Source organism: Actinoplanes sp. NPDC026619 (assembly GCF_040638295.1).
Taxonomy (GTDB): domain Bacteria; phylum Actinomycetota; class Actinomycetes; order Mycobacteriales; family Micromonosporaceae; genus Actinoplanes.
Genome location: NZ_JBEZYA010000048.1, coordinates 1 through 20,619 on the forward strand (window position 1 = coordinate 1; position 20,619 = coordinate 20,619).

17 protein-coding genes and 1 pseudogene are annotated in these 20,619 nt (G+C 72.0%); 4 read left to right on the forward strand and 14 right to left on the reverse strand.

The annotated features are described in order from the left end of the window. Positions 1–40: 40 nt before the first annotated feature. Both AB0E90_RS49005 and AB0E90_RS49010 read right to left on the reverse strand, forming a co-directional pair. On the reverse strand, positions 41–604 hold the full coding sequence (locus AB0E90_RS49005) for a hypothetical protein (protein ID WP_360420268.1): 564 nt from the start codon (positions 602–604) through the stop codon (positions 41–43). 75 nt (positions 605–679) lie between these two features. Further along, the gene (locus AB0E90_RS49010) at positions 680–1,213 is read right to left on the reverse strand and encodes a DUF4240 domain-containing protein (protein ID WP_360420270.1); all 534 of its coding nucleotides are present in this window, start codon (positions 1,211–1,213) and stop codon (positions 680–682) included. Between the two features lie 54 nt (positions 1,214–1,267). Here AB0E90_RS49010 and AB0E90_RS49015 point away from each other — a divergent pair, with 54 nt between their 5' ends. Both AB0E90_RS49015 and rpsT read left to right on the forward strand, forming a co-directional pair. After that, positions 1,268–2,224 carry a phosphotransferase gene (locus AB0E90_RS49015; protein WP_360420272.1) on the forward strand — a complete coding sequence of 319 codons (957 nt, stop codon included), beginning with the start codon at positions 1,268–1,270 and terminating at the stop codon, positions 2,222–2,224. 122 nt (positions 2,225–2,346) lie between these two features. Then, a complete protein-coding gene (gene rpsT, locus AB0E90_RS49020) occupies positions 2,347–2,613 on the forward strand; it encodes a 30S ribosomal protein S20 (protein ID WP_360420274.1) in 267 nt (88 codons plus the stop codon). 1,331 nt (positions 2,614–3,944) lie between these two features. On the opposite strand, the pseudogene AB0E90_RS49025 reads toward rpsT, so the two are convergent. The 5 genes and pseudogenes from AB0E90_RS49025 to AB0E90_RS49045 form a co-directional block, all read right to left on the reverse strand. Continuing rightward, positions 3,945–4,187 (reverse strand): annotated as a pseudogene (locus AB0E90_RS49025) (hypothetical protein); the annotation flags it as partial. Next, positions 4,184–5,167: a DNA polymerase III subunit delta gene (holA, locus tag AB0E90_RS49030; protein WP_360420344.1), complete on the reverse strand. Its 984-nt coding sequence runs from the start codon at positions 5,165–5,167 to the stop codon at positions 4,184–4,186. The gene holA and the pseudogene AB0E90_RS49025, both read right to left, overlap by 4 nt. Before the next feature lie 195 nt (positions 5,168–5,362). Then, entirely contained in the window at positions 5,363–5,908 is a 546-nt protein-coding gene (locus AB0E90_RS49035; RefSeq protein WP_360420276.1) for a GNAT family N-acetyltransferase, read from the reverse strand. 21 nt (positions 5,909–5,929) lie between these two features. After that, entirely contained in the window at positions 5,930–8,656 is a 2,727-nt protein-coding gene (locus AB0E90_RS49040) for a ComEC/Rec2 family competence protein (protein WP_360420278.1), read from the reverse strand. Next, the gene (locus AB0E90_RS49045; protein WP_360420280.1) at positions 8,653–9,561 is read right to left on the reverse strand and encodes a ComEA family DNA-binding protein; all 909 of its coding nucleotides are present in this window, start codon (positions 9,559–9,561) and stop codon (positions 8,653–8,655) included. The genes AB0E90_RS49040 and AB0E90_RS49045 overlap by 4 nt, the downstream gene beginning before the upstream one ends. Positions 9,562–10,926: 1,365 nt before the next feature. On the opposite strand from AB0E90_RS49045, the gene AB0E90_RS49050 reads away from it, so the two are divergent. Then, positions 10,927–11,694 carry a putative protein N(5)-glutamine methyltransferase gene (locus AB0E90_RS49050; protein WP_360420346.1) on the forward strand — a complete coding sequence of 256 codons (768 nt, stop codon included), beginning with the start codon at positions 10,927–10,929 and terminating at the stop codon, positions 11,692–11,694. A gap of 35 nt (positions 11,695–11,729) precedes the next feature. After that, a complete protein-coding gene (locus tag AB0E90_RS49055; protein WP_360420282.1) occupies positions 11,730–13,238 on the forward strand; it encodes a hypothetical protein in 1,509 nt (502 codons plus the stop codon). 234 nt (positions 13,239–13,472) lie between these two features. On the opposite strand, the gene AB0E90_RS49060 is transcribed toward AB0E90_RS49055, so the two are convergent. From AB0E90_RS49060 to pepN, 7 genes are all read right to left on the reverse strand, one after another. Beyond that, positions 13,473–14,321, reverse strand: a complete 849-nt coding sequence (locus AB0E90_RS49060; protein WP_360420284.1) for a DegV family protein — start codon at positions 14,319–14,321, stop codon at positions 13,473–13,475. 63 nt (positions 14,322–14,384) lie between these two features. Continuing rightward, on the reverse strand, positions 14,385–14,789 hold the full coding sequence (locus AB0E90_RS49065) for a hypothetical protein (protein ID WP_360420286.1): 405 nt from the start codon (positions 14,787–14,789) through the stop codon (positions 14,385–14,387). Positions 14,790–14,841: 52 nt separating this feature from the next. After that, positions 14,842–15,471 (reverse strand): histidine phosphatase family protein, encoded by a 630-nt coding sequence (locus AB0E90_RS49070; protein ID WP_360420288.1) that lies wholly within the window; start codon positions 15,469–15,471, stop codon positions 14,842–14,844. Next, complete coding sequence (gene rsfS / locus AB0E90_RS49075; RefSeq protein WP_360420290.1) at positions 15,468–15,857, reverse strand: ribosome silencing factor; 390 nt, start codon at positions 15,855–15,857, stop codon at positions 15,468–15,470. The genes AB0E90_RS49070 and rsfS overlap by 4 nt, the downstream gene beginning before the upstream one ends. Positions 15,858–15,896: 39 nt before the next feature. Next, the gene (gene nadD, locus AB0E90_RS49080) at positions 15,897–16,502 is read right to left on the reverse strand and encodes a nicotinate-nucleotide adenylyltransferase (RefSeq protein ID WP_360420292.1); all 606 of its coding nucleotides are present in this window, start codon (positions 16,500–16,502) and stop codon (positions 15,897–15,899) included. Positions 16,503–16,561: 59 nt separating this feature from the next. After that, a complete protein-coding gene (locus AB0E90_RS49085; RefSeq protein ID WP_360420294.1) occupies positions 16,562–18,055 on the reverse strand; it encodes an ATP-binding protein in 1,494 nt (497 codons plus the stop codon). 36 nt (positions 18,056–18,091) lie between these two features. Continuing rightward, positions 18,092–20,557 (reverse strand): aminopeptidase N, encoded by a 2,466-nt coding sequence (gene pepN, locus AB0E90_RS49090; protein WP_360420296.1) that lies wholly within the window; start codon positions 20,555–20,557, stop codon positions 18,092–18,094. Positions 20,558–20,619 lie beyond the last annotated feature (62 nt).

The following is a 20,619-nucleotide window of genomic DNA, read 5'->3' on the forward strand; positions in this document are numbered from 1 at the left end:
CGCCGGCCTCGCGCACCCCAGCTCCCCGAGAGAGCCTGGATCAACCAGCCAACAACTGAGGCACAAACCGTCTCAATTTGACTTGACAAATTCCGTCTCCCCGATCGCGCTCGGCTGCCGCCGCGATCGCGCCCACCGTGTTCGCATTGCCCGGCGTGAGGCTGGTCGCCGCCGCGACCTCCAGCACTCCCGCCAGCGCCCCGGCCGCCGTCTCCCCAGCGGCCGGCTGCCCAGCGGTCCCTGCTGCGTCCACCCGCCCGCCCGCGCCATCGGGCGAGCCGAACCGGAGGATCGTCCCCCGCGGCAACTCCAGCAGATCGATGCCGCTGGTGGTCACGTTCTCGCCGAGGTTGCCGGCCCCGACGTCGTAGCCCTTCTCCCCGACCTCGTCGAAGAGCTCCCGCTGAATCAGGTGCACCTGCCGGAAGTTCGGCTGCGTCGGGTCCCGCCACACCCGGCCACGGTGCTTGACGAACAAGCCGGAGTGCACGTCCCCCTCCACCCCGATGCCGGCGATCAGGAGAATCTCGTCCCGAACCGGCTTGGTGAACGAGTAGGTGCCGTTACAACTGACTCCCGCGACCGTCCCCTGCATTGCCTCCATGCCTCTGATTCAAGGCGAGCTGCTGCCATCCCCGCGACCCCGTTTCCCACTCATCGAGTCACCGCGCGGCTCGAGTCACTCCGGCGGCGCGAGGAAGAGGGCCGACAAGCGCGGCAGTCGCCTCTGCATCTCCTCCTCGTTGTCGAAATCCCACAGGTCGGCGGAGTCGGGCCTGGTCGCCGGCGCCTCCCAGGCCGGCATCTCGGACCCGGTCGCCTGCCGATAGGCCTCGGCCGCGATGGTCAGCACCTCTTCCGCCTCGAAGACGGCGCCGTTGTCCGCGGCGGCCTGCACGGCCGGCATGTCGGCCAGCGCGTCGGGCGACTTGACCGAGCCCGCCACGGCATCCCGCCCGTGTGCGATCAGCCAGCCGCGGAAGTTGTCGAATCCCTCGTCGGAACACCCGCCATTGATCAGATAGGCCGCCGCCCACAGATCCTGTGTGCCGGAGGCGACCATCACCTTGTCGAGGTGGCGAGCCCAGGCGACGATCTCCTCCGGGTCGTGGGTGGCCAGGTCGGCGGCGGCACGCTTGGCCACCTCGGCCGGAGTGGCGGGCCGATCGGCGGTCGCGCGGCCGATCACCGCCCAGAAGTCGTCGGTTCTCATGGGGAGGATCCTGCCAGCCGGGTACGACAAAAATCGGGACGGCAGGATGGTCCGGTGCGGCCAATTTCACTTCCCGATGTCCCGTACGGCTCGACCGCCGTACGCCCGCTTTGGTCAGATCTGCCGGCCGGCCTCCGGAAAGCGGTGGAAAAGCGCCTCGGCGCGCCGATCGCCGAGGCGCACAGCGCCGGCGGCGGCTTCACCCGGGCCTTCGCCGCCCTGGTCAGGACGGAGGCGGGCGAGAGCGCGTTCCTCAAGGCCGCACCCCGGCAAGATCCGAACTCGCAGTGGTACGCCCGGGAGGCCGCGATCACCGCGGCCCTCCCCCGGGAGATCGACGCGGCCCGCCCGCGCTGGACGATGGAGGATTCCGGCTATTTCGTCCTCTGCCTGGAGGCGATCGACGGCCATGTCCCGGCACTGCCGTGGCAGCCGGCCGAGCTGGCGACGACGCTGGCGGCCTGGTCACATGCCGCCGAGGCGCTGACCACCCCCAGCACTCCGGGTCTGCCACCGCTACCGGCGATCATCCAGGCGGAAATGTCCGAGTGGTCGGAGATAGCGGCCGGACGGGAACGAATGCCGCGTACCGCCCGGAACACCGTCGCGCCCGCCCATCTGCCCGAACTGGCCGCCCTGGAACAACGCCTCCCCGGCCTGGTCGAGGGCCCCGGCATGATGCACGGCGACCTGCGCATCGACAACGTGATGATCGACCGGACCGGCCGCGCCCGCCTCTGCGACTGGACCTGGCCCGTCCTCGGCGCGCCCTGGTTCGACACCATCACGCTGCTGACCAGCGCCTTCGCCAGCGGCCTGGACGCGGACGCCTACCTGGCCCCGTGGGACCCACCGGCCGAGGGGGTCGACGGCGCCCTCGCCGCCCTGGCGGGATACTGGTTGAGCAGAGCGGACGGCGGCCCGAGCAGCGCTTCCCCGCACAGCCGCCAGCACCAACGCTTCAGCGGCGAACAGGCCCTGGCCTGGCTCGCCGACCGCCGCGGCTGGTAGCTCGTTTTGGCGGGTGGAGATGGTGCTGGTAGTCTGGGCCATCGCGTGTGGTGACGCGCTGCTGTTCGCTGCTCCACCGCTAGAGACCAGTTTCCCGAACCTAGTCAGGACAAGGCTGTCGCGTGGCGAACATCAAGTCCCAGATCAAGCGCAACCGGCAGAACGAAAAGGCCCGGCTGCGCAACAAGTCGGTCAAGTCGTCGCTGAAGACCGTTATCCGCAAGCTCAACGAGGCGAGCGAGGCGGGCAACGTCGACTCGGCCACGACCCTTCTGCGTGCCGCCTCGCGTCAGCTCGACATTGCTGTCAGCAAGGGCGTCATCCACAAGAACCAGGCGGCCAACCGCAAGTCGGCCATCGCCAAGCGGGTCGGCGCACTGTCTGCCTGATCCACCAGGCCAGGCGCGGCAGCACGGAAGCCGCCGCGCCACCGCTCGCGAAGCGAGCCGGTCACCGACCATACCCGGGCACCGCCGGACATCTGTCCGAGCCGGTGCCCGAGTCGTTTCCCTGCGCGACCACAGCACAAAAGCGTCAAATTCAAGTTCAAGAACTTGATGTCGTGCCCGGGCGGGTGGCACAGACCGCAGCTCCCGCCGAGGCCGGGCCGGGGCCCAGCTCCGCCGGCCCTGGCCCTTCATTCTGCGTGAATGGCACACCCATGGCCGCTGCGCGCCCACCAATCCCAGCGTCCCCGCCCGGCCCACCCTGCATCGGCCGATGGGCGCAGGGACCCACGCCCCTCGGCCGTAGTGACCGAAGATGGCCGCCCCGACCGGCCACAGAGCTGCTCCCGCGCGAAGGCGCTGGCGCCTCGGCACGGAACAGCCGCACGGCTGTGTGATTACTCGTAGCGGCGGCTGGCGGACTGGCGGACTCGCTGCTGCTGGGCCTCGGCTTCCTCGGCCCAAGGTCGCATGATCGGAGTGCCCTGGTCGCGGTTGATGACGCCCGGGAGACGCGTGGTGGCTTCGCCGGCGATGCCGGTCGGTGGCATGACTCCACTGTTCGCGGAATGTGGATCGCCCAGGCCCGCCGGACCACCCAGAGGCGCCGGACCACCCAAAACCGCCGGACCGACAGGAGCCGCCGGGCCGTATTGAGCCCCCGGGCCGTAGGAAGCCGCTGAGCCGGGTTGAGCCGCCGGGCCGTAGGAAGCCGCTGAGCCGGGTTGAGCCGCCGGGCCGTAGGAAGCCGCTGAGCCGGGTTGAGCCGCCGGGCCATATAGACCGGCCGGGCCATTCTGAACCGCCGCGCCATGCTCAACCGCCGAGCCGCACTGACCCGCTGGGTCATGCTCAGCCGCCAAGCCGTACTGAACCGCCGGGTCATGCTCAACCGCCGCGCCATACTGACCCGCCGCGCCATACTGACCCGCTGGGCCGTGCTGAACCGCCGGGTCATGCTCAACCGCCAAGCCGTACTGACCCGCCGCGCCATACTGACCCGCTGGGCCGTGCTGAACCGCCGGGTCATGCTCAACCGCCAAGCCGTACTGAACCGCCGCGCCATACTGACCCGCTGGGCCGTGCTGAGCCGCCGGGCCGAACTGACCCACCGGGTCATGGTTAGCCGGCAGGCCGTACTGAATCGCTGGGTCGAGTTCGAGCGCCAAGTCGTGCTGGGCCAGGTCGCTCAGCAGGGCGGAATCGCGGAGCCCGGCCGGGCTGGTGGCGCTGGAAGGACGGAACGTCTGCGCTCGGGGGAAGGCGGCGGCCGGTGCGGTCGAGCGGCTGAGTGCGCCGGCGATGACGTCGTTGAGCTTGACCATGGCGGCGACGCAGAGCGGCAGAACCGGGACGCCCCACCAGCTGACCAACTCGGCCAGGGCCAGCAGGATGCCGAGCGCGACCGCGCCCTCGAGGAAGACGAAGCACAGGAAACCGCTGGGCGCGACGTGCCGCAGCCGGAGCAGCCGAGCGTAAAGCGGGCGGTGTGGCTCGTCGGGCCGGCCGGACCTCATCGCGCCCCGTTTCCACGACGGGCCGCGGCGACGGCGAAGACGGCCTGTTCCAGGGCGAATCCGCGGTCCTCGGCGCCGCCCTTGACGGCGGCATTGCAATCCGCGGCCGCGCGCATCGCGTCGACCAGGCCCTCGGGCGTCCACCCGCGGCTGCGCTCCTGGGCTCGCTGGATCTTCCAGGCCGGCATGCCGAGCGAACTGGCCAGCTGATAGGGATTGCCCCGGCCCGCCGCGGCGACCTTGGCGACCGTGCGGACGCCGTCGGCGATCGCGTCGGAGATCGGCACCGGATCGACGCCGACGTGCAGTGCCCAGCGCAGCGCCTCGAGCGCGCCGGGCAGGTCACCGACCATCGCGGCGTCGGCCACGGTGAAGCCGCTCACCTCGGCGCGACCCTTGTAGTAGCGGGCCACGACGCCTTCGGTGATCTTGCCGTCGGTGTCGGCGAGCAACTGCGAGCAGGCCGCCGCGATCTCCCGCAGGTCGTTGCCCACGGACGCGAGCAGCGCGGACGCGGCCACCTCGTCACACCGGCCGCCGTTGCGGCGGAACTCGTCACGGACGAACGCGATGCGCTCCCGATCGCCCTTGAGCTTCGCCGCAGGCACCACGGTGGCGCCGGCCGAGCGCAACCCGTCGGCGAGCGCCTTACCCTTGGCGCCGCCGAGGTGCGCGACGATCAGCGTCACCTCGGGGTCGGGATTCTTCGCATACGCCAGCAGGGCGGTGATCAGGTCTTTTCGGGCATCCTGTCCACTGCGGATCACCAGCACCCGGCGACCGCCGAACAGCGACGGGCTCAACATCTCGGCCACCTCGCCGGCCGCGATGGCGCCTCCCTCATACTCCCGGACGTCGGCGCCGGGCTCGGCCGCCCGGGCCGCATCGACCGTCGCGGTGATCGCGCGGGCGGCGAGAAGCTCCTCGTCGCCGAGGACGAGCACTAGCGGATCGGGAGCTGCCGTGTTCACGTCCAATATCGTCGCACGAAGGGCTGACGTTTCCGCGAGGCTCACTCCTTCGCGCAGATCGCCGATCACCGAATGCGAAAGCAGACATATTGGCGTCTCGCCATGCGCCGGGGAACGTAAAGTCGCTCGATCAGGCTGAATGTCTGCACGGGTCACCGCCCGGGTCGCAACGCCCATCGATCCCACCGAATGCCATCAATCGACCTAAGCCGGGCGTGTCGACAGCTCCCCCGGCAGCATCGATCCGATCCACGCATCCACCCGCACACCTCGGTGCCGCAGGCGGTGCCTCAGCGTCGCCTCGAAGCGGAATCCGGCCTTCTCCGCCACCCGTCGTGAGGCGATGTTGCCCACCTCGGTCCGCCACTCGACGAGATCGAGCCCGAGCCGCTCAAATCCCCACCCGCAAAGCATCAGGACGGCGGCCGTAGCCACCCCACGCCCGCGCGCCGCCGGGTCGAGCCAGTATCCGATCTGCGCCACCCCGCGCCCGTCCAGCCCGAGTCCGGCCCGCCCGAGCCGCTCCCCCGCCCTGCCCTCGATCAGGAACTCGGCCCGCGAGCGGTCGTCCCAGGCCGCGATCGCCATCTGCCGCACGAAGTACTCGGCATCCGCCATCCGATACGGAATCGGGATCTCCAGGAACCGCTGGACGGCCGGGTCGAGCGACACCTCGTACACCCAAGGAATGTCCTCGACCACGAACGGCCGCAGCCTCAGATCCCCGGCGCTGATCGTCTCTCGCTCCATCCGAGCATTCTGATCGACCGGTCAGTGATCCGGCGGATCGCCGCGAGCGACCACCGCGAGGCCGTGCCCGGTGGCGACCGCGGCAAGGTTACCCGCCTGGTCGGTACGCAACACGCGCGCACCGCCACGAACCAGCCGGGCCAGGAGCGGGGCGTTCGGATGCCCATAATCGTTGTCCTTTCCCACCGATACGAGTGCCACCGCCGGATCGGTGGCGTCGATGAAGGTCGGCGACTGGTAGCCGCTTCCGTGATGCGCCACCTTGAGCACGTCGGCCCGGAGCGCCTCCGGGCCCAGGTGGCGCAGGAGTTCGTCCTGCTCCTCGGTCTCCGCGTCGCCAGGCAGCAGCACCACCTCGCCGCGCACTTCGGCCCGCAGGACCAGCGAGTTGTTGTTCGGATCCGAGTTGGTGCCGTGCAGCGGTTCGAACGGACCGATCGCGGTCAGCCGTAGTCCGCCGACCTCGTAGGACCAGCCCGGGGCGATCGCATGCAGCGGCAACGGCGCGGCCGCGGCCGCTACCGAGGCCCGGCCGGCCGGCGGCTCGGGCCAGTCGGGCCCGGCGACCGCACTGACCCTCCGGCCACGGAACACCCCCGCCACCCCGCCGATGTGGTCGACGTGGAAGTGGCTGACCACGAACAGCGCCACCTGCCGCACCCCGAGCCGCCGTAGGCAGTGGTCGACCGGATCGGCCTCCGGCCCGGCGTCGATCACCACGGCCCGCGAGGGCCCGGCCGGCAGCACGATCGCGTCGCCCTGCCCGACCGCGCAGGCCACCACGACCCAGTCAGCGGGCGGCCACCCCGAGGCGAGCAGCCGCACCGGCATCGCGCCCAGCATTCCGGCCAGCGTCGTCACCAGCGCCAGCCGCCGGAGCACCGGGCGGCGCGCCGCGAACAGCAGGGCCACCGTGATCACGGCGAGCAGAAGCGCACCCCAGACACCATCGGGCCAGGGCAGCGCGCCGGCCGGCACCCGAGCGCCGTACCGCGCCACGATCACCAGCCACCTCGCCGGCCAGTCACCGAGCCAGGCCGCGAACTCGGCCCCTCCGGCCCACACCGGCGACAGCAGGGCCGCGCCCACGCCGAGCAGAGTGGCCGGGGCGATGGCCGGCACGACCACGAGGTTGGCCGGCACCGCGACCAGGCTGATCGTGCCGGACAGGCCGGCCACGACCGGGCCGCAGGCCACCTGGGCGGCCGCGGGAACGGCCAGCGCCTCGGCCGCGCCCGCCGGCCAGCCGCGGCGGCGCAGCGCGTCCCGCCAGGCCGGCGCCAGCAGGAGCAGCCCGGAGGTGGCCAGCACGGACAGCGCGAAACCGGGATCGGCCGCCAGCTCCGGGTCGTAGAGAATGAGTGCCGCTACCCCCGCCGCCAGCGCCGGCAGCGCCGCCCGGGGACGGCCGGAGGCGAGACCGATCAGGCCGATCGCGCCCATCGCCGCAGCACGCACCACACTCGGCGACGGCCGGGCCAGGATCACGAAGCCGACCAGCACGACCGCGCAGATCACCGCCTGCAGCACCGGCCCGGCCCGGGCCCGCCGCACCACGAAAAGCACGACACCCAGGATGATCGCCACGTTCGCCCCGCTCACGGCCATCAGATGAGTCATTCCGGTGGTGCGGAAGTCGTCGCTCAACGCCGGATCGAGACGGCTGGTGTCCCCCACGACCAGGCCGGGCAGAAGTCCGCCGGAGTCGTCCGGCAGCGGCTCGCAGGCGCGCTGCAGCCCCGCTCGGAGCACACCGGCCGCCCGCTGCGCCCAGGACGGCCGGCCGATCGGCTCCGGCGCTTCCTTCACCGAGACCACCACGGCCCGCAGATCTCCGCCGCGCGGCGGCATCAGCTTGCCGTGGGCCCTCACCCGCTGGCCGGGCAGCAGACCCTTCCAGCCGGGATCGCCGCCCAGGACGAGGGCGCGCGCCTTCAGCCGCAACGGGGCGGCGTCCTCGGCCCCGACGACCAGCAGGTCGACCGCGACCAGGTAGGTCGGCGGCATCGCCGGCGAGCTACGCAGGGCACGCGGGTCGTCACTGACGATCGCCTCGACCCGCACCGGATCTCCGGCCCGGATCAGGGCGACCAGCGGCCCCGACTCCCGCGCCGTCACCCGAGCCCCGGTCACGACGGCTCCGCACCCGGCCCCGAGCAGTACTGTGATCCCGATCCACCGCGCCGCTGTCATCGCTGCCCCGGAGGACGCGGGCTTCGCCGCTTTCCGCCGTGACTCGAACATCGCCGCAGCCGCCTGCGGCCCCGACGCCGACCTCGCCGCCCGCCCCTCCGAGATCGGCACCGCCTGCGCCCCAGAAGCCCGCACCGCCGCCCGCCCGTCCGAGATCGGTGCCGCCTGCGCCCCAGAAGCCCGCACCGCCGCCCGCCCCTCCGAGTTCAGTGCCGCCTGCGCCCCAGAAGCCCGCACCGCCGCCCGCGCGCCGGCGGGTGCCGCTCTGCTCCGCACCGACACCGGCCACAGCCGGCCGGCAGCGGGAGCCGCGGACGATCCATCGGCCGGCGAGGCCGCCGCCGACCGGCCCGTGGCGGAGGGTGCGGCCGGCCGGGGTGCCGGGGCCCGGGTTGAACGGCGGGCCACGAAAACCGCGACCAGGGCCGCACCTCCGAGTGCGCCGGCGCCGAGCAGGATGCCGGAGCGGGCCGAGAGGTAGAGCGCGGCCAGCGACGACAGCCAGGTCGCCACCGCGAACCCGGCCAGCCGCAGGTCCGGCACTCCGCCGGTCACACCGTCACCAGGTCTTTCAACTGCTCGTAGCGGGCGTCGCCGATGCCGTCGACCTTGCGCAGATCGCTCACCGCCTTGAAACCGCCCTGCGCGTCCCGGGCGTCGAGGATGCGCTGGGCCAGGACCGGGCCGACCCCGGGCAATGTGTCCAGGTCGGCGAGGGTGGCGGTGTTCAGGTTGACCAGGCCGCCCGCCGGCGCGGCGCCGGCGGGACCGGTCACGGCCGGGCCGGTGGGCAGGACGACGCCGGGCGACGGCGTGACGCCGACCAGGATCAACTCGCCGTCGGCGACCTTGCGGGCCAGATTGAGCATGGCCACGTCGACGCCGGGGTCGGCGCCGCCGGCCGCGGCCAGCGCGTCGGCGACCCGAGCACCCGGCGGCAGGCGCACCAGACCCGGTTTGCGGACCTTGCCACCGACGGCGACCACCACCTCGGCCGCCGGGACGCTCGCCGTAGCAAGCGGTCCGGCGCCCGGCCCGCCGCCGTCACCGCCGGGAGCGGCCGGGGAGGCGGTCGTCTCGAACGACGGGGGTGCGACCGTGTCGACCTGCGGCCGGGCCCGCCAGGCCAGGAAGGCCGCGACCGCGATCACCACCAGAGCGACCGCGGCCAGCGCCTTGACCCCACGTCGCCCCGGATCGAAAGCGCCGAGGCCGAACCTCCGGCCGCCATCGGAGCGATCGCCGCCGAACGCACCGGAGGCGCTGAGCCGCGGCTCCTCGTCCTCGGGGTACATGTCCACGCCGGCCGGGCCGGGCGAGATCGGCCAGGCCGGGTCGGTGTCCGGCGGGTCCTCCGGCTCAGGCAGCACCCACGCCGGGGGCGGCAGCGGACGTCGCTCCGGACCTGCGGTCCGGACGGTGGGTGTCCGGTAGGACCGGAACGGCTCGGCGTCGTCCATGAAGTCTCCGAGATGAGCGGGGAACGGGTCGGTATGGCTGTCCAGGGGCGGGCCGCCCGCCGACGGCGGCCGGTAGAACGCCGCAGCTTGCGGCAACCGGCTACCGACCGGCACGGCCTCCACGGGCGTACGCCCGACGGGCGCGGCCACCATTGGCGGACGCCCAACCGGCACCGCCTGCCCGTGCAGACGGCTCGCTGCCGGGGCGTCCGCTGACGGGTGCCCGGCAGAGACTCCGCCGGTCGGCGAAGGACCTACCGGCACAGCCTCGGCAACTGCAGGGCCGCGCGGCTCGGCCTCCGTCGCCGGGCGGCTTGCCGGGATGGCCTCCGCCGACGAAGACCCCACTGGCATTCCGCTCGTCGACCGAAGCCCGAGGGGCACAGCCCCTAGCGGCGTGCGAACCACCGGCGCGGCCGCCGTCGACGGACGGCTCGCGGGCGCTGCGTCCGCCGGCGGGGATCCGGCATGCACTGCACTCGTCAGCGAAGGCCCGACCGACACAGTCGCCGGGGTTGTACGAACTGCCGGCGCGGCCTCCGTCGACGGACGGCCGACCGGCGGGAGCCCGACCGGCAGGAGCCCGACCGGCGGGGATGTGCGAACTGAGGGCGCGGCCTCCGTCGACGGACGACCGGCAGGCGCGGTGCCCACCGGTGGGAGCCCGACCGGCACAGCCGCTGGCGATGTGCGAGCTGCCAGCGCGGCCTCCGTCGACGGACGGGCTGAAGGCGAGGTGCCTACCGGTGAGGGCCCGATCGGCACAGCCGCTGGGGGTGTGCGGACTGCGGGTGCGGCCTCCGTCTGCGGGGCGACTCTTGGCAGAGGCCTCGCGGGCGGGCGGTCTATCGGCACGGCACCTGGCGGCGACGCCCAGGGCGTGCCCAGCTGGTATCCGCCCGTGATCTCCGATGCGGGACTGCGCGGGGTGCTGCCGAGCTCGGTTCGTGAGGTGCTGCCCGGCTCGGTGCGCTCCGGCGGCTCCGTCTCCTCCGGCGGGTCGGGCATCGGGCCGAGATCGACGTCGTCCGGCCAGCCGGTCACGACGTCCGACCAGTTCAGCGGCTCGCCGACCTCAGCGAGATCGCCCAGGGCCGACTCGTATCGAGAGTGGGGCGCTGCGCTCGGCGGCTGTGGGCGGCCACGAATGGCGGCGGTCTGGTCGCGCCCTCGCACTGGCGTCGCGGCCATGACCGACCGCAGCCGTTCCGCTACGACGTGGTCCTCTCGCACGCCAGGCACGCTAGGGATTTCGCCGGGCCGGTGCCGGGCGCCCTGTGGACAACCGCGAACTGTGGATAACTCCCACGGCCGGCCCCGCTGTGCTAAGGACTCCGTGTGACAACGGGAATCTCCGCGCCGGCGATGGCCGAGGCGATCGTGCGGCTGCGGGCCGCGGGCTGCGTCTTCGCCGAGGACGAAGCAACCGTGCTGGCCGGCACCGCGGCCGACGGGACCGAGCTGGCCGCGCTGGTCGGCCGGCGGGCGCTGGGCGAGCCGCTCGAGCAGGTCGTCGGCTACGCCGACTTCTGCGGCGTCCGGGTGCGCTTGCGGCCGGGCGTCTTCGTTCCGCGCGTACGCAGTGAGCTCCTGGTCCGTGTCGCGGCGGACACGGCCGGCCCCGGCGACGTGGTGGTCGACCTCTGCTGCGGATCGGGCGCACTGGGCCTGGCCGTCCGCCACCGGCAGCCGGCAATCGACCTGTACGCGGCGGATCTCGACCCGGTGGCGGTCGCCTGCGCCCGGGACAATCTGGACAGCCACGTGTATCAGGGAGATCTCTTCGACGCCCTGCCCACTTCGCTGCGCGGCCGGATCGCGGTGCTGCTGGCGAACGTGCCGTACGTCGCGACCCGGCATATCTCGCTGCTCCCGGCGGAGGCGCGCGATCACGAGCCACACACCGCGCTGGACGGCGGCGCCGATGGGCTCGACGTCTTCCGGGCCGTGATCGCCGGCGCCGCCGACTGGCTCGCCCCCGGCGGGATCGTGCTCTCCGAGATCACCGAAGCGCAGGCCGGGGCGGCCGCCGCCGCTATCCGGGCCGCTGGTCTCGACGCTGAGCTGCGATCCGATGAGGATCTTGAAGCGAGCGTCGCCCTGGGGCGGAAACTTGTCACCCGGTTGCGATAAGGTCGGCGACCTTCAGGGAGAGAAGAGGCGTCGGGGTGGGCCTGCTGCGGAGGGTTGCCCGGGCACGACTGGCCGGCCTGGTCATCCGGCGGTTACGCCGCGCTGGGTTCACCGACGCCAGATACGACGCGCGCGCATTCCGGGTTCGCTTCACCACGGACGGTCACGAGGCGCCGACGATCCTGGAGCTTGCCCCGCTGCTGGCCACGCGGGGCGGGCGCCGGCGGGAGCGGGTCGATCGGTTCGTCGCCGGCCTGGTGCGGTCGCCCGGGCTGCCGCTGGATTGGGAGCAGGCGCGGCCGTTGCTGCGCCCGGTGCTGCGCGGCTGCACGCCGGGCACACTGCTGCGGCGCCCGGTCCTGCCGTTCCTGTCCGAGTTCGTAGTGGTCGACAGCCCGGACACGATGACGTATGTGGGGCCGGATCAGCCGGCCGGCTGGGGGGTGAGCGCGGAGGAGGTCTTCGAGGCAGCCCGGGCGAACCTGTCCGGGGCGGTGCTGCACGGGGTCGCGAGCGAGCCCGTGGTGGTGCGGTTCGTGGATGACGGCGATGCCTACTGGACGTCGCATCTGCTGCTGCAGCACTGGCTCGAGCGGCTCGCCGGGCAGGTCGGTGGCGCGCCGGTGGCGTTCGCGCCGGAGCGCGGCACGCTGCTGGTCACGGCGGACGGGAGCGACCACCTGGCCGGCTTGTTCGCGCAGGCGGAGGAGATCTACGCGGCATCGTCGCGGCCGATCACCCCGATGGCCTACGCGAGTGACGAGAACGGCTGCACGGTGCCCTACGAAGCGCCACCCGGCCATCCGCTGCACCATGCGGCCGCGCGGGCCGAGCGGCTCCTGGCCGTCCACGAGTACGCCCGCCAGGCCGCCCTGACCACCGCCCATCCCGAGGCGGCCGGCGCGATCGAGGCAGGCGACGCGGCGAGCACGACCGACGACGCGACAGGCCCCGCCGATGGCTCGCCAACCCCGGCCGAAGGCACGGCAGGCACGGCAGATGGCACGGCAGGCACGGCAGATGGCACGACAGGCACGGCAGATGGCACAACAGGCACCGCCGAGGGCACGGCAGGCACGGCAGATGGCACGGCAGGCACGGCAGATGGCACGGCAGATGGCACGGCAGGCACCGCCGAGGGCACGACAGGCACCGCCGAGGGCACGACAGGCACCGCCAAAGACACTCCAAGCCCGGCCCACGGCACGGCAGGCGCGGCCGACCGAACACCAGGCCCGACCTATGGCCCGGCGAGCCCGGGGGTGGGTCGGCTCGGCGGAAAGCGCGGGTCCCGAAAAGGCGGTTCGGCGGATGCTGAGGCGGGACTGCCCGGCTTGGCGGAGTTGCGGCTGGCGGGCTCAGCCGAGCTGGGCTGGCGCACCCGCGCGGTCTGGGAGCGCGACGAGCCGATCCTGCTACCTGCGGCCGACGAGGTGCAGGCCGGCGCGGACATATGCGCTTGGGCGGAATTGGCCGCGCACCTGAGGCTCGCACCGGGATTCGAGCCGGCCCGTTGGGCGGCCGACAGCTGGCCGCGCAGGTAGCGAGTCGTCAGGCAACCGCCAAGACAGCGCGGCCGGATCACTGCCGCACGAGGACTGCCGGGTCGCGACCGCACGAGCACCGCCGGATCACTACCGCACGAGCGCGGGAGATTGCCACCGCACGAGCACCGCCGGATCACCACCGCACGAGCGCGGACGATCGCTGCGGCGCGGGCGCTCACTGATGCGCGGGCTCGGATGCGGCGCTTCTGCCGTGGGTGGCGGGGGCGGTGGTCAGGAGCGGCGGTGGACCACGACGCCGGCCAGGCCGGGGCCGACGTGGGCGGCTACCACGGCGCCGATCTCGGTGATGTAGCAGTCGCGCAAGCGGTCGGCCAAGCGCATCGAAACCGCGTCGGCCAGGGCGGTGGCGCGGTCCGGAGCTTCCAGGTGGTGCACGGCTATGTCGACCTCGCCGTCGCCGCTTGCCTCCACCGCCAGGTCGACCAGCTTGGCCAGGGCCCGGCCGGCGGTGCGCACCTTGTCCCGCACGACGATGGCGCCGTCCACCACGTGCAGGATCGGCTTCACCGAGAGGGCGGTCCCCAACAGGGCCGAGGCGGCGCCGATCCGGCCGCCGCGACGGAGGAACTCCAACGTGTCGACGTAGAAGAGCGTGCTCACGCGGGCGGCGTGGTCGGCTGCTTCACGGCGTACGTCATCGAGGTCTTTGCCGTCGCTTGCGGCCTTGGCCGCGGCCAGCGCCGCGAACCCCAGCCCCATGCCGGTCGTTTCGCTGTCCACCACCCGGACTTGATCGCCTACCTCGGCCGCCGCCAGGCAGGCCGCCTCGAACGTGCCGGAGAGTTTCGCGGACAGGTGCACCGAGACGATGCCGTCGGCGCCCTCGGCGAGGAGGCGGCGGTAGGTCTCGGCGAACTGGGACGGCGCCGGACGGGACGTGCTCACCGCGGACCGGCGGGCGGTCAGCGCGCGGGCCACCTCGGCCGGCTGGATCTGCAGACCCTCCAGCCCTTCGGCGCCGTTGATCACCACGGTCAGTGGCACGACGGTCAGGTCATACGAGCCGCTCAGTTCGGCGGGCAGGTACGCGGTGGAGTCGGTGACGACCGCGACGGGCATGCGGGCACGTTAACCGATCGGCGCCCGTCCGGCCGCACAGGAGCCGATCAAGCGGCAAAACAATCAGCCGGCGGTCACCGACGTGACGATGAACGGGATGCCCTGCTGGCAGGTGGACATCTGGCTCGGCTCGGAGCGGCCGGTCAGGGTGACCTTCTTGCCGACCGTGGCGTCGGCGCGCATCGAGGCATCGTCGAAGACCAGCAGATGGGAGCCCTTGGTGTCCTGCAGGAGCAGGCAGTTCGGCTCGACGCCGGCCTCGACCGTGCCGGTGATCGTCTCCGCGCCGGTGGCGGTGGGCTTCGCGCCGCTCGGCTCGGCAGTGGGCGCGGCCGATTCGGCTGAAGAGGAAGCCGAAGAGGAAGGCGCGGAGGAAGCCGGGGAAGACGTGGAAGTGGAGCTCTGGTTGGCGCAGCCGGCGAGGCACACCATCAGGGCCAGGCCGGCGGCAGATCGACGGATCAGCATGATGGTTGGACGCTACCGGATCAAGGAGGGTTCCGACGCCCGCGACAAAGCCTCAGACCGGGGGCGGAACCGGGTGGTCGGTGAACGGGCCGACGTTGTACGCCGCCACCTGCCAGCCCCGCTCCCGGTCGTGGGTCAGCTCGACCCAGTGGCAGTTCTGCAGCGCCCGCAGCGTGCGCAACTGCTCCAGCGGCCACCCGAGCAGATGCCCGATGCCCTGGCGGGCCGCCGCGCCGTGCGTGGCCACCACCACCGTGCCGCCGGGTGGGGCGACAGCAGCCGCCGCACTCAGCGCTTCGGAGACGCGTTTCCCCAGGTCGTGCAGGGTTTCGACCTCACCGCCGACTTCCTGGCCGTGCGTCCACCGATCGTATTGATCGGGGTAGAGCTCGGCCACCTCGGTCATGGTGAGGCCCTGCCAGTTGCCGAAGTAACGCTCGCGGAGCCGCTTGTCGTAGCTGATCGACAGCCCGCTAAGCGCGGCGAGCGACGCGGCCGTGTCGGCGGCCCGATGCAGGTCGCTCGACACGATCGCGTCGGGCTTCATCTTGATCAGCAGCTCGGCCGCGTCGACGGCCTGCTGCCGGCCGAGCGCGTTCAGCGCCACGTCGGTCTGGCCCTGGACGCGGTGGCCGGCGTTCCAGTCGGTGTTGCCGTGGCGCCAGACGATAAGCCTGCTCACGACGCTTCGGCGTCGACCATGTCGCGGTCGACGAACGGAATCGTCGGGCAGTCCTTCCACAGCCGGTCGAGCGAGTAGAACTCCCGCTCCTCGGTGTGCTGGATGTGCACGACGATGTCGACGTAGTCGAGCAGCACCCACCGGCCCTGCCGTTCGCCCTCGCGGCGCACGGGTTTGGCCTTCTCCGGCAGGTTGGTCAGCGCTTCCTCGACCGCGTCGACGATGGCGATGACCTGCCGCTCGTTCGACGCGGAGGCGATCACGAAAGCATCGGTGATGTAGAGCTGCTCGGCGACGTCGATGACGACGATGTCCTGAGCCTTCTTGTCGGCGGCGGCCTGAGCGGCTGTCATCGCCAGTTCAAGAGCGCGTTCGGTGACGGGCAAGAGCGTCCCCTCGATCGGTGTTCCAGGACCACAAGCGTCTCACACCGGTGTGACATTTCCCGAGCCGCGATAGAGGCCCCGCTTGTTGATGTACTGCACAACACCATCAGGCACCAGGTACCAGACCGGATCGCCGGCGGCCACCCGGGCCCGGCAGGCGGACGAGGAGATGGCCATGGCCGGCACCTCGACGAGGGTGACCGAGTCGGCCGGCAGATGGTCGTCGGTGAGCTCGAAGCCCGGCCGGGTTACCCCGACGAAGTGCGCCATGGTCAGCATCTCGAGCGCGTCCTTCCAGCCGAGGATGCGGGAGAGCGCGTCCGCGCCGGTGATGAAGAACAGCTCGGCCGACGGGGAGGAGCCGTAGATCGCCCGCATGTCACGCAGGGTGTCGACGGTGTAGGTGGGGCCGTCGCGGTCGACGTCGGCCCGACTGACGTGGAAGCGCGGGTTGGACGCGGTGGCGATCACCGTCATCAGGTAGCGGTCCTCGGCCGGCGAGACGCGGCCCTTCTCGTACGGCTGGCCGGTGGGCACGAAGACCACCTCGTCAAGGTTGAACCGCGCCTGCACCTCGCTGGCCGCCACCAGGTGCCCGTGATGGATCGGATCGAAAGTTCCACCCATGATCCCGATCCGGCGCATCAAAGAAATATAGATCGCATTCCGGTTAAGGGTGGCGGGCGGGGCGGCCTGGACGTAGATCAGACATCAAGGCGATTGCGTACGGCGGCGAGCAGGTCCGACGCCGTGAACGGCTTCTCCAGCAGCGCCACGCCCGGGTCGAGCGTGCCCTGCGAGTGCAGCACCGGCTGGGCGTACCCGGACATGTAGAGCACCCGAGTGCCGGGCCGGGCGTCGACGAGCCGCTCGGCGAGCTCCTTGCCCAGCATCCCGGGCATCACCACGTCGCTGACCAGCAGATCGATGACGCCGTCGTGCCGCGCGACCAGTTCCAGCGCCTCGGCCCCGCAGGAGGCGGAGAGCACCCGGTAGCCGGCCCCGGCGAGGATCCGCCCGGCCACCTCGCGCAACGCCTCCTCGTCCTCGACGACCAGGAGCGTCTCGCCACGCCCGGGCGCGGGCTCGGAAGGGTCCGACGAGTCCGGCAGGCTGCCGGATGACATGGGCAGAAGCACCGTCACGGTCGTGCCGACGCCCGGCGTCGAAGCGATGCTCACCTCGCCCCCGGCCTGGGTGACGGTGCCGTAGACGGTCGCCAGGCCCAGCCCGGTCCCGCCGCCCTTCGTGGAGAAGAACGGCTCGAAGACCCGCTCGACCACGTCCGGCGGCATCCCCGATCCGGAATCGGAGACGCGGAGCCGCACCTGCGACCCGTGCCGCGAGGTGTCGACCACCAGCTCGCCGCCGTCCGGCATCGCGTCCCGGGCGTTCAGAGCCAGGTTGACCAGCACCTGCTCGATCTGCCCGGGGTCGCAGAGCACCGGCGGCAGTTCCGGCGCCGGCGCGACGATCAGATCGATGTGCGACCCGATGGTGCGGCGCAGCATCTCCTCCACGTCCGCGATGACCTGGTTGAGGTCGAGGACCTGCGGCCGCACCACCTCGCGCCGGGCGAAGGAGAGCAGCTGGTGGGTGAGGTCGGTGCCGCGCTTCCCGGCCCGGACGACCTGCTCCGCGTCGGCCGCGATCGCCGCGACGTCCGGCGCATCGGACGACGCCTCCTCGATCACGAAGTTCGCGTAGTTGACGATCACGCCGAGCATGTTGTTGAAGTCGTGCGCGATGCCGCCGGCCAGTTGCCCGAGGCTCTCCAGCCGCTGGTTGCGGTCCACCTGCGCCTCGGCCCGCAGCCGGGCCTTCTCCTGGTCGGCGCGGGCGCGCTCGCTGAGGTCGCGGACGACGCAGACGGCGAGCCGCCCCTGCGGGGTGTCGACGAGCGAGACCGACGACTCGACCGGGATCTCGGTGCCGTCGGGCCGGCGGAGCGTCGTGGTGACCGCGCCGATCGGCCCGGGGCGCCCCTCCTCGATCTTGCGGCGGCGGGCGGCCATCATGATCCGCGCGTCGGCGGTGACCAGCATCTCGATCGATTTGCCGAGCAGCTCGTCGCGGGCGCGGCCGTACAACTCGACGGCCCGGTCATTGGCGAGCACGATGGTCTCGCCGTCCATGACCAGGATCGCGTCCGGCGCGGCCTGCAAGAGACCGCCGGCGAGTTCCTCGGACCACTCCACGCACGAAGGATAAGTCCGAAAAAGCGCGAGGAACCCCTAAAAGCGGGCTGAAAGGGCGCGACGCATGTCGTCGTCCGCGTCCTGCACCACGCGGCGCAGAATCGGCTCAAGATCTTCGCGGGCCAGCAGGTCAGCGGCCAGCTGCCGGGTCTGTGCAGCAACCGCGAGCTCCGGGTACGCGTACCCGACCGTCTTCTCCGCGCTCATCCCGGACCGGACCCGCATCATCTCCGGCATCTCCGCGAAGTACCGGGACACGTACGGCGCGGTCAGCTCGATCTGCTCGGGGTGCCAGAAACCCGACGCGGTCATCTCGACGAGCCGGTTGGACAGCTTCACGTCCGACACGATGGCCCGCCAGGCCGCGGCCTTGGCCTCCGCAGTGGGCACGGCGGCGCGCGCCCGGGCCGCCCACTGCTGCCCGCTCGCGCTGCGGTCCCGGGCGAACTCCTCGTCGATCTCGGCGACACCGGCCCCGCCCAGCACGACCAGCCGGTAGAGGATCAGCCAGCGCAGGTCGGCGTCGATGGCCAGCCCGTCCGGCACCTCCGCGCCGGCGAGCCAGCCACGCAGCCGCGCGGTGTCGACGGTGGCGCCGATCAGGCCACGGGCGGCGGCCAGTTGCCGGGAACCGCCCGGCTCGGCCACGGCGAGCAGGCGGTCGGCGGCCTGGGTGACGAGTTCGAGCGCGGCCGGCCGGGTCTCCGGGGTCGAGTAGCGGTCGACCAGGCTGCGGGTGGCCCGCAGCACGTCCTCGATGATCACCACCTCGGATTCCACCGGCAGCGCGGTCAGCACGAGCGTGACCAGCTCGGCGACCGGCCGTTCGCCGTCGACCACGGCGTCGAGGGTGGCGGCCCAGAGCACGGCCCGGGCCAGGGAGTCGGAGATCAGGGGCAGGAGGGTGGGCACGGCGGCGGTGGAGACCTCGTCGAGACGGATCTTCGCGTACGTCAGGTCGCCGTCGTTGAGCAGCACGAGGTCGGCGGTGAGATCGGCGTCGACGGCGGTGTTCTCGACGGCGTCGACATCGACGAGGACCGACGAGCGCCGCACCACCATGCCGTCCGCGGCCTGGTCGAACAGCCCGATGCCGATCTTGTGCGGGCGCAGCGTCGAGTAGGCGTCCGGCGCGGTCTGGATCACGGCGGGGGCCGGCGACAACGACAGGCGCAGCGTGTTGACCTGCGCGCGGCGCAGCCACACCTCGGCCCATGCGGCGAGATCGCGCCCGCTCGCCTTGGTCAGCGCGCGGAGCAGGTCGGCGAGCGTGGCGTTGGCGTACGAATGCGCGGTGAAATGCTCGTTGAGCCCGGCCAGGAACGCCTCGTCACCGACGAACGCGACCAGCTGCTTGAGGGTGGCGGCGCCCTTCGCGTACGAGATGCCGTCGAAGTTCAGCAGCGCCTGATCGGTGTCGCTCACCTCGGCCGGGGCGACCGGATGGGTCGAGGGGTGCTGGTCGGCGCGCAGGCCCCAGGCCTTGCGCTGCATCGCGAACGTGGTCCACGCGCCGGCGAAGCGGGTGGCCTCGGCCGCGACCCGGGTGCCGAGGTATTCCGCAAACGACTCGTTCAGCCACAGGTCGTCCCACCAGGCCATGGTGACCAGGTCGCCGAACCACATGTGCGCCATCTCGTGCGCGATCACGGTGGCCCGGCTCTCCCGCTGGCTCTCGGTGACCGCCGAACGGTAGATCATCTCGTCGCGGAACATGACCAGGCCCGGGTATTCCATGGCGGCGAAGTTCAGCTCCGGGGCGAACGCCTGCTGGTAGTGCCCGAAGGGGTACCGGATGTCGAACATCTCGTGGAAGCGGTCCAGGCACTGCTTGGTGACCGTGAAGATCTCCGCGGCCTCCCGGTCCAGGTGCTCGGCGAGGGCGGCGCGCACGTACAGCGCGAGCGGGATGCCGTCGTGCGAGTCGGTGACCGCGTGGAACGGCCCGGCGAACAGCGACGCGAGGTACGTGGAGATCGGTTTCGTCGCCGCGAACCGCCAGACGCCGTCGGCCGCGGACACCAGCTCGCCGTTGGTCGCGACCTTCCAGTGCGCCGGCGCGGTGACCGTGACCTGCCACGACGCCTTCAGGTCGGGCTGGTCGAAGCAGGGCAGCACCCGGCCGCCGTTGTTGATGAACAGGTGCTGGTAGAGATATACGTTCCCGTCGGCCGGGTCGATGTACCGGTGCAGGCCCTCGCCGTCGTTCGAGTACCGCATCGTGGCCGCCACGACCAGCTCGTTCTCCTCGGCCAGCCCGGTCAGGGCGAGCCGGCCGCCGGAATCCGCGCCCGGCGCCACCGATGATCCGTTCAGCGTGACCGAGGCGACCGCGACCGGCTCGAACTCGAGGAACGTCGACTCGCCCGGCCGTGCCCCGAACCGCACCACGGTGCGCGACTCGAAGGTCTCCCCCTCCGCGGTCACGTCGAGGTGCACCTCGTAGGAACGGACTTCGACGGTGGCGGCGCGGGCGGTGGCCTCGGCACGGGTCAGCGGCATGTTGACCATCATGCCGGTCCGCCGGGTCGGGCACATGGCCGCCCCGCGGTACCATTACCCGC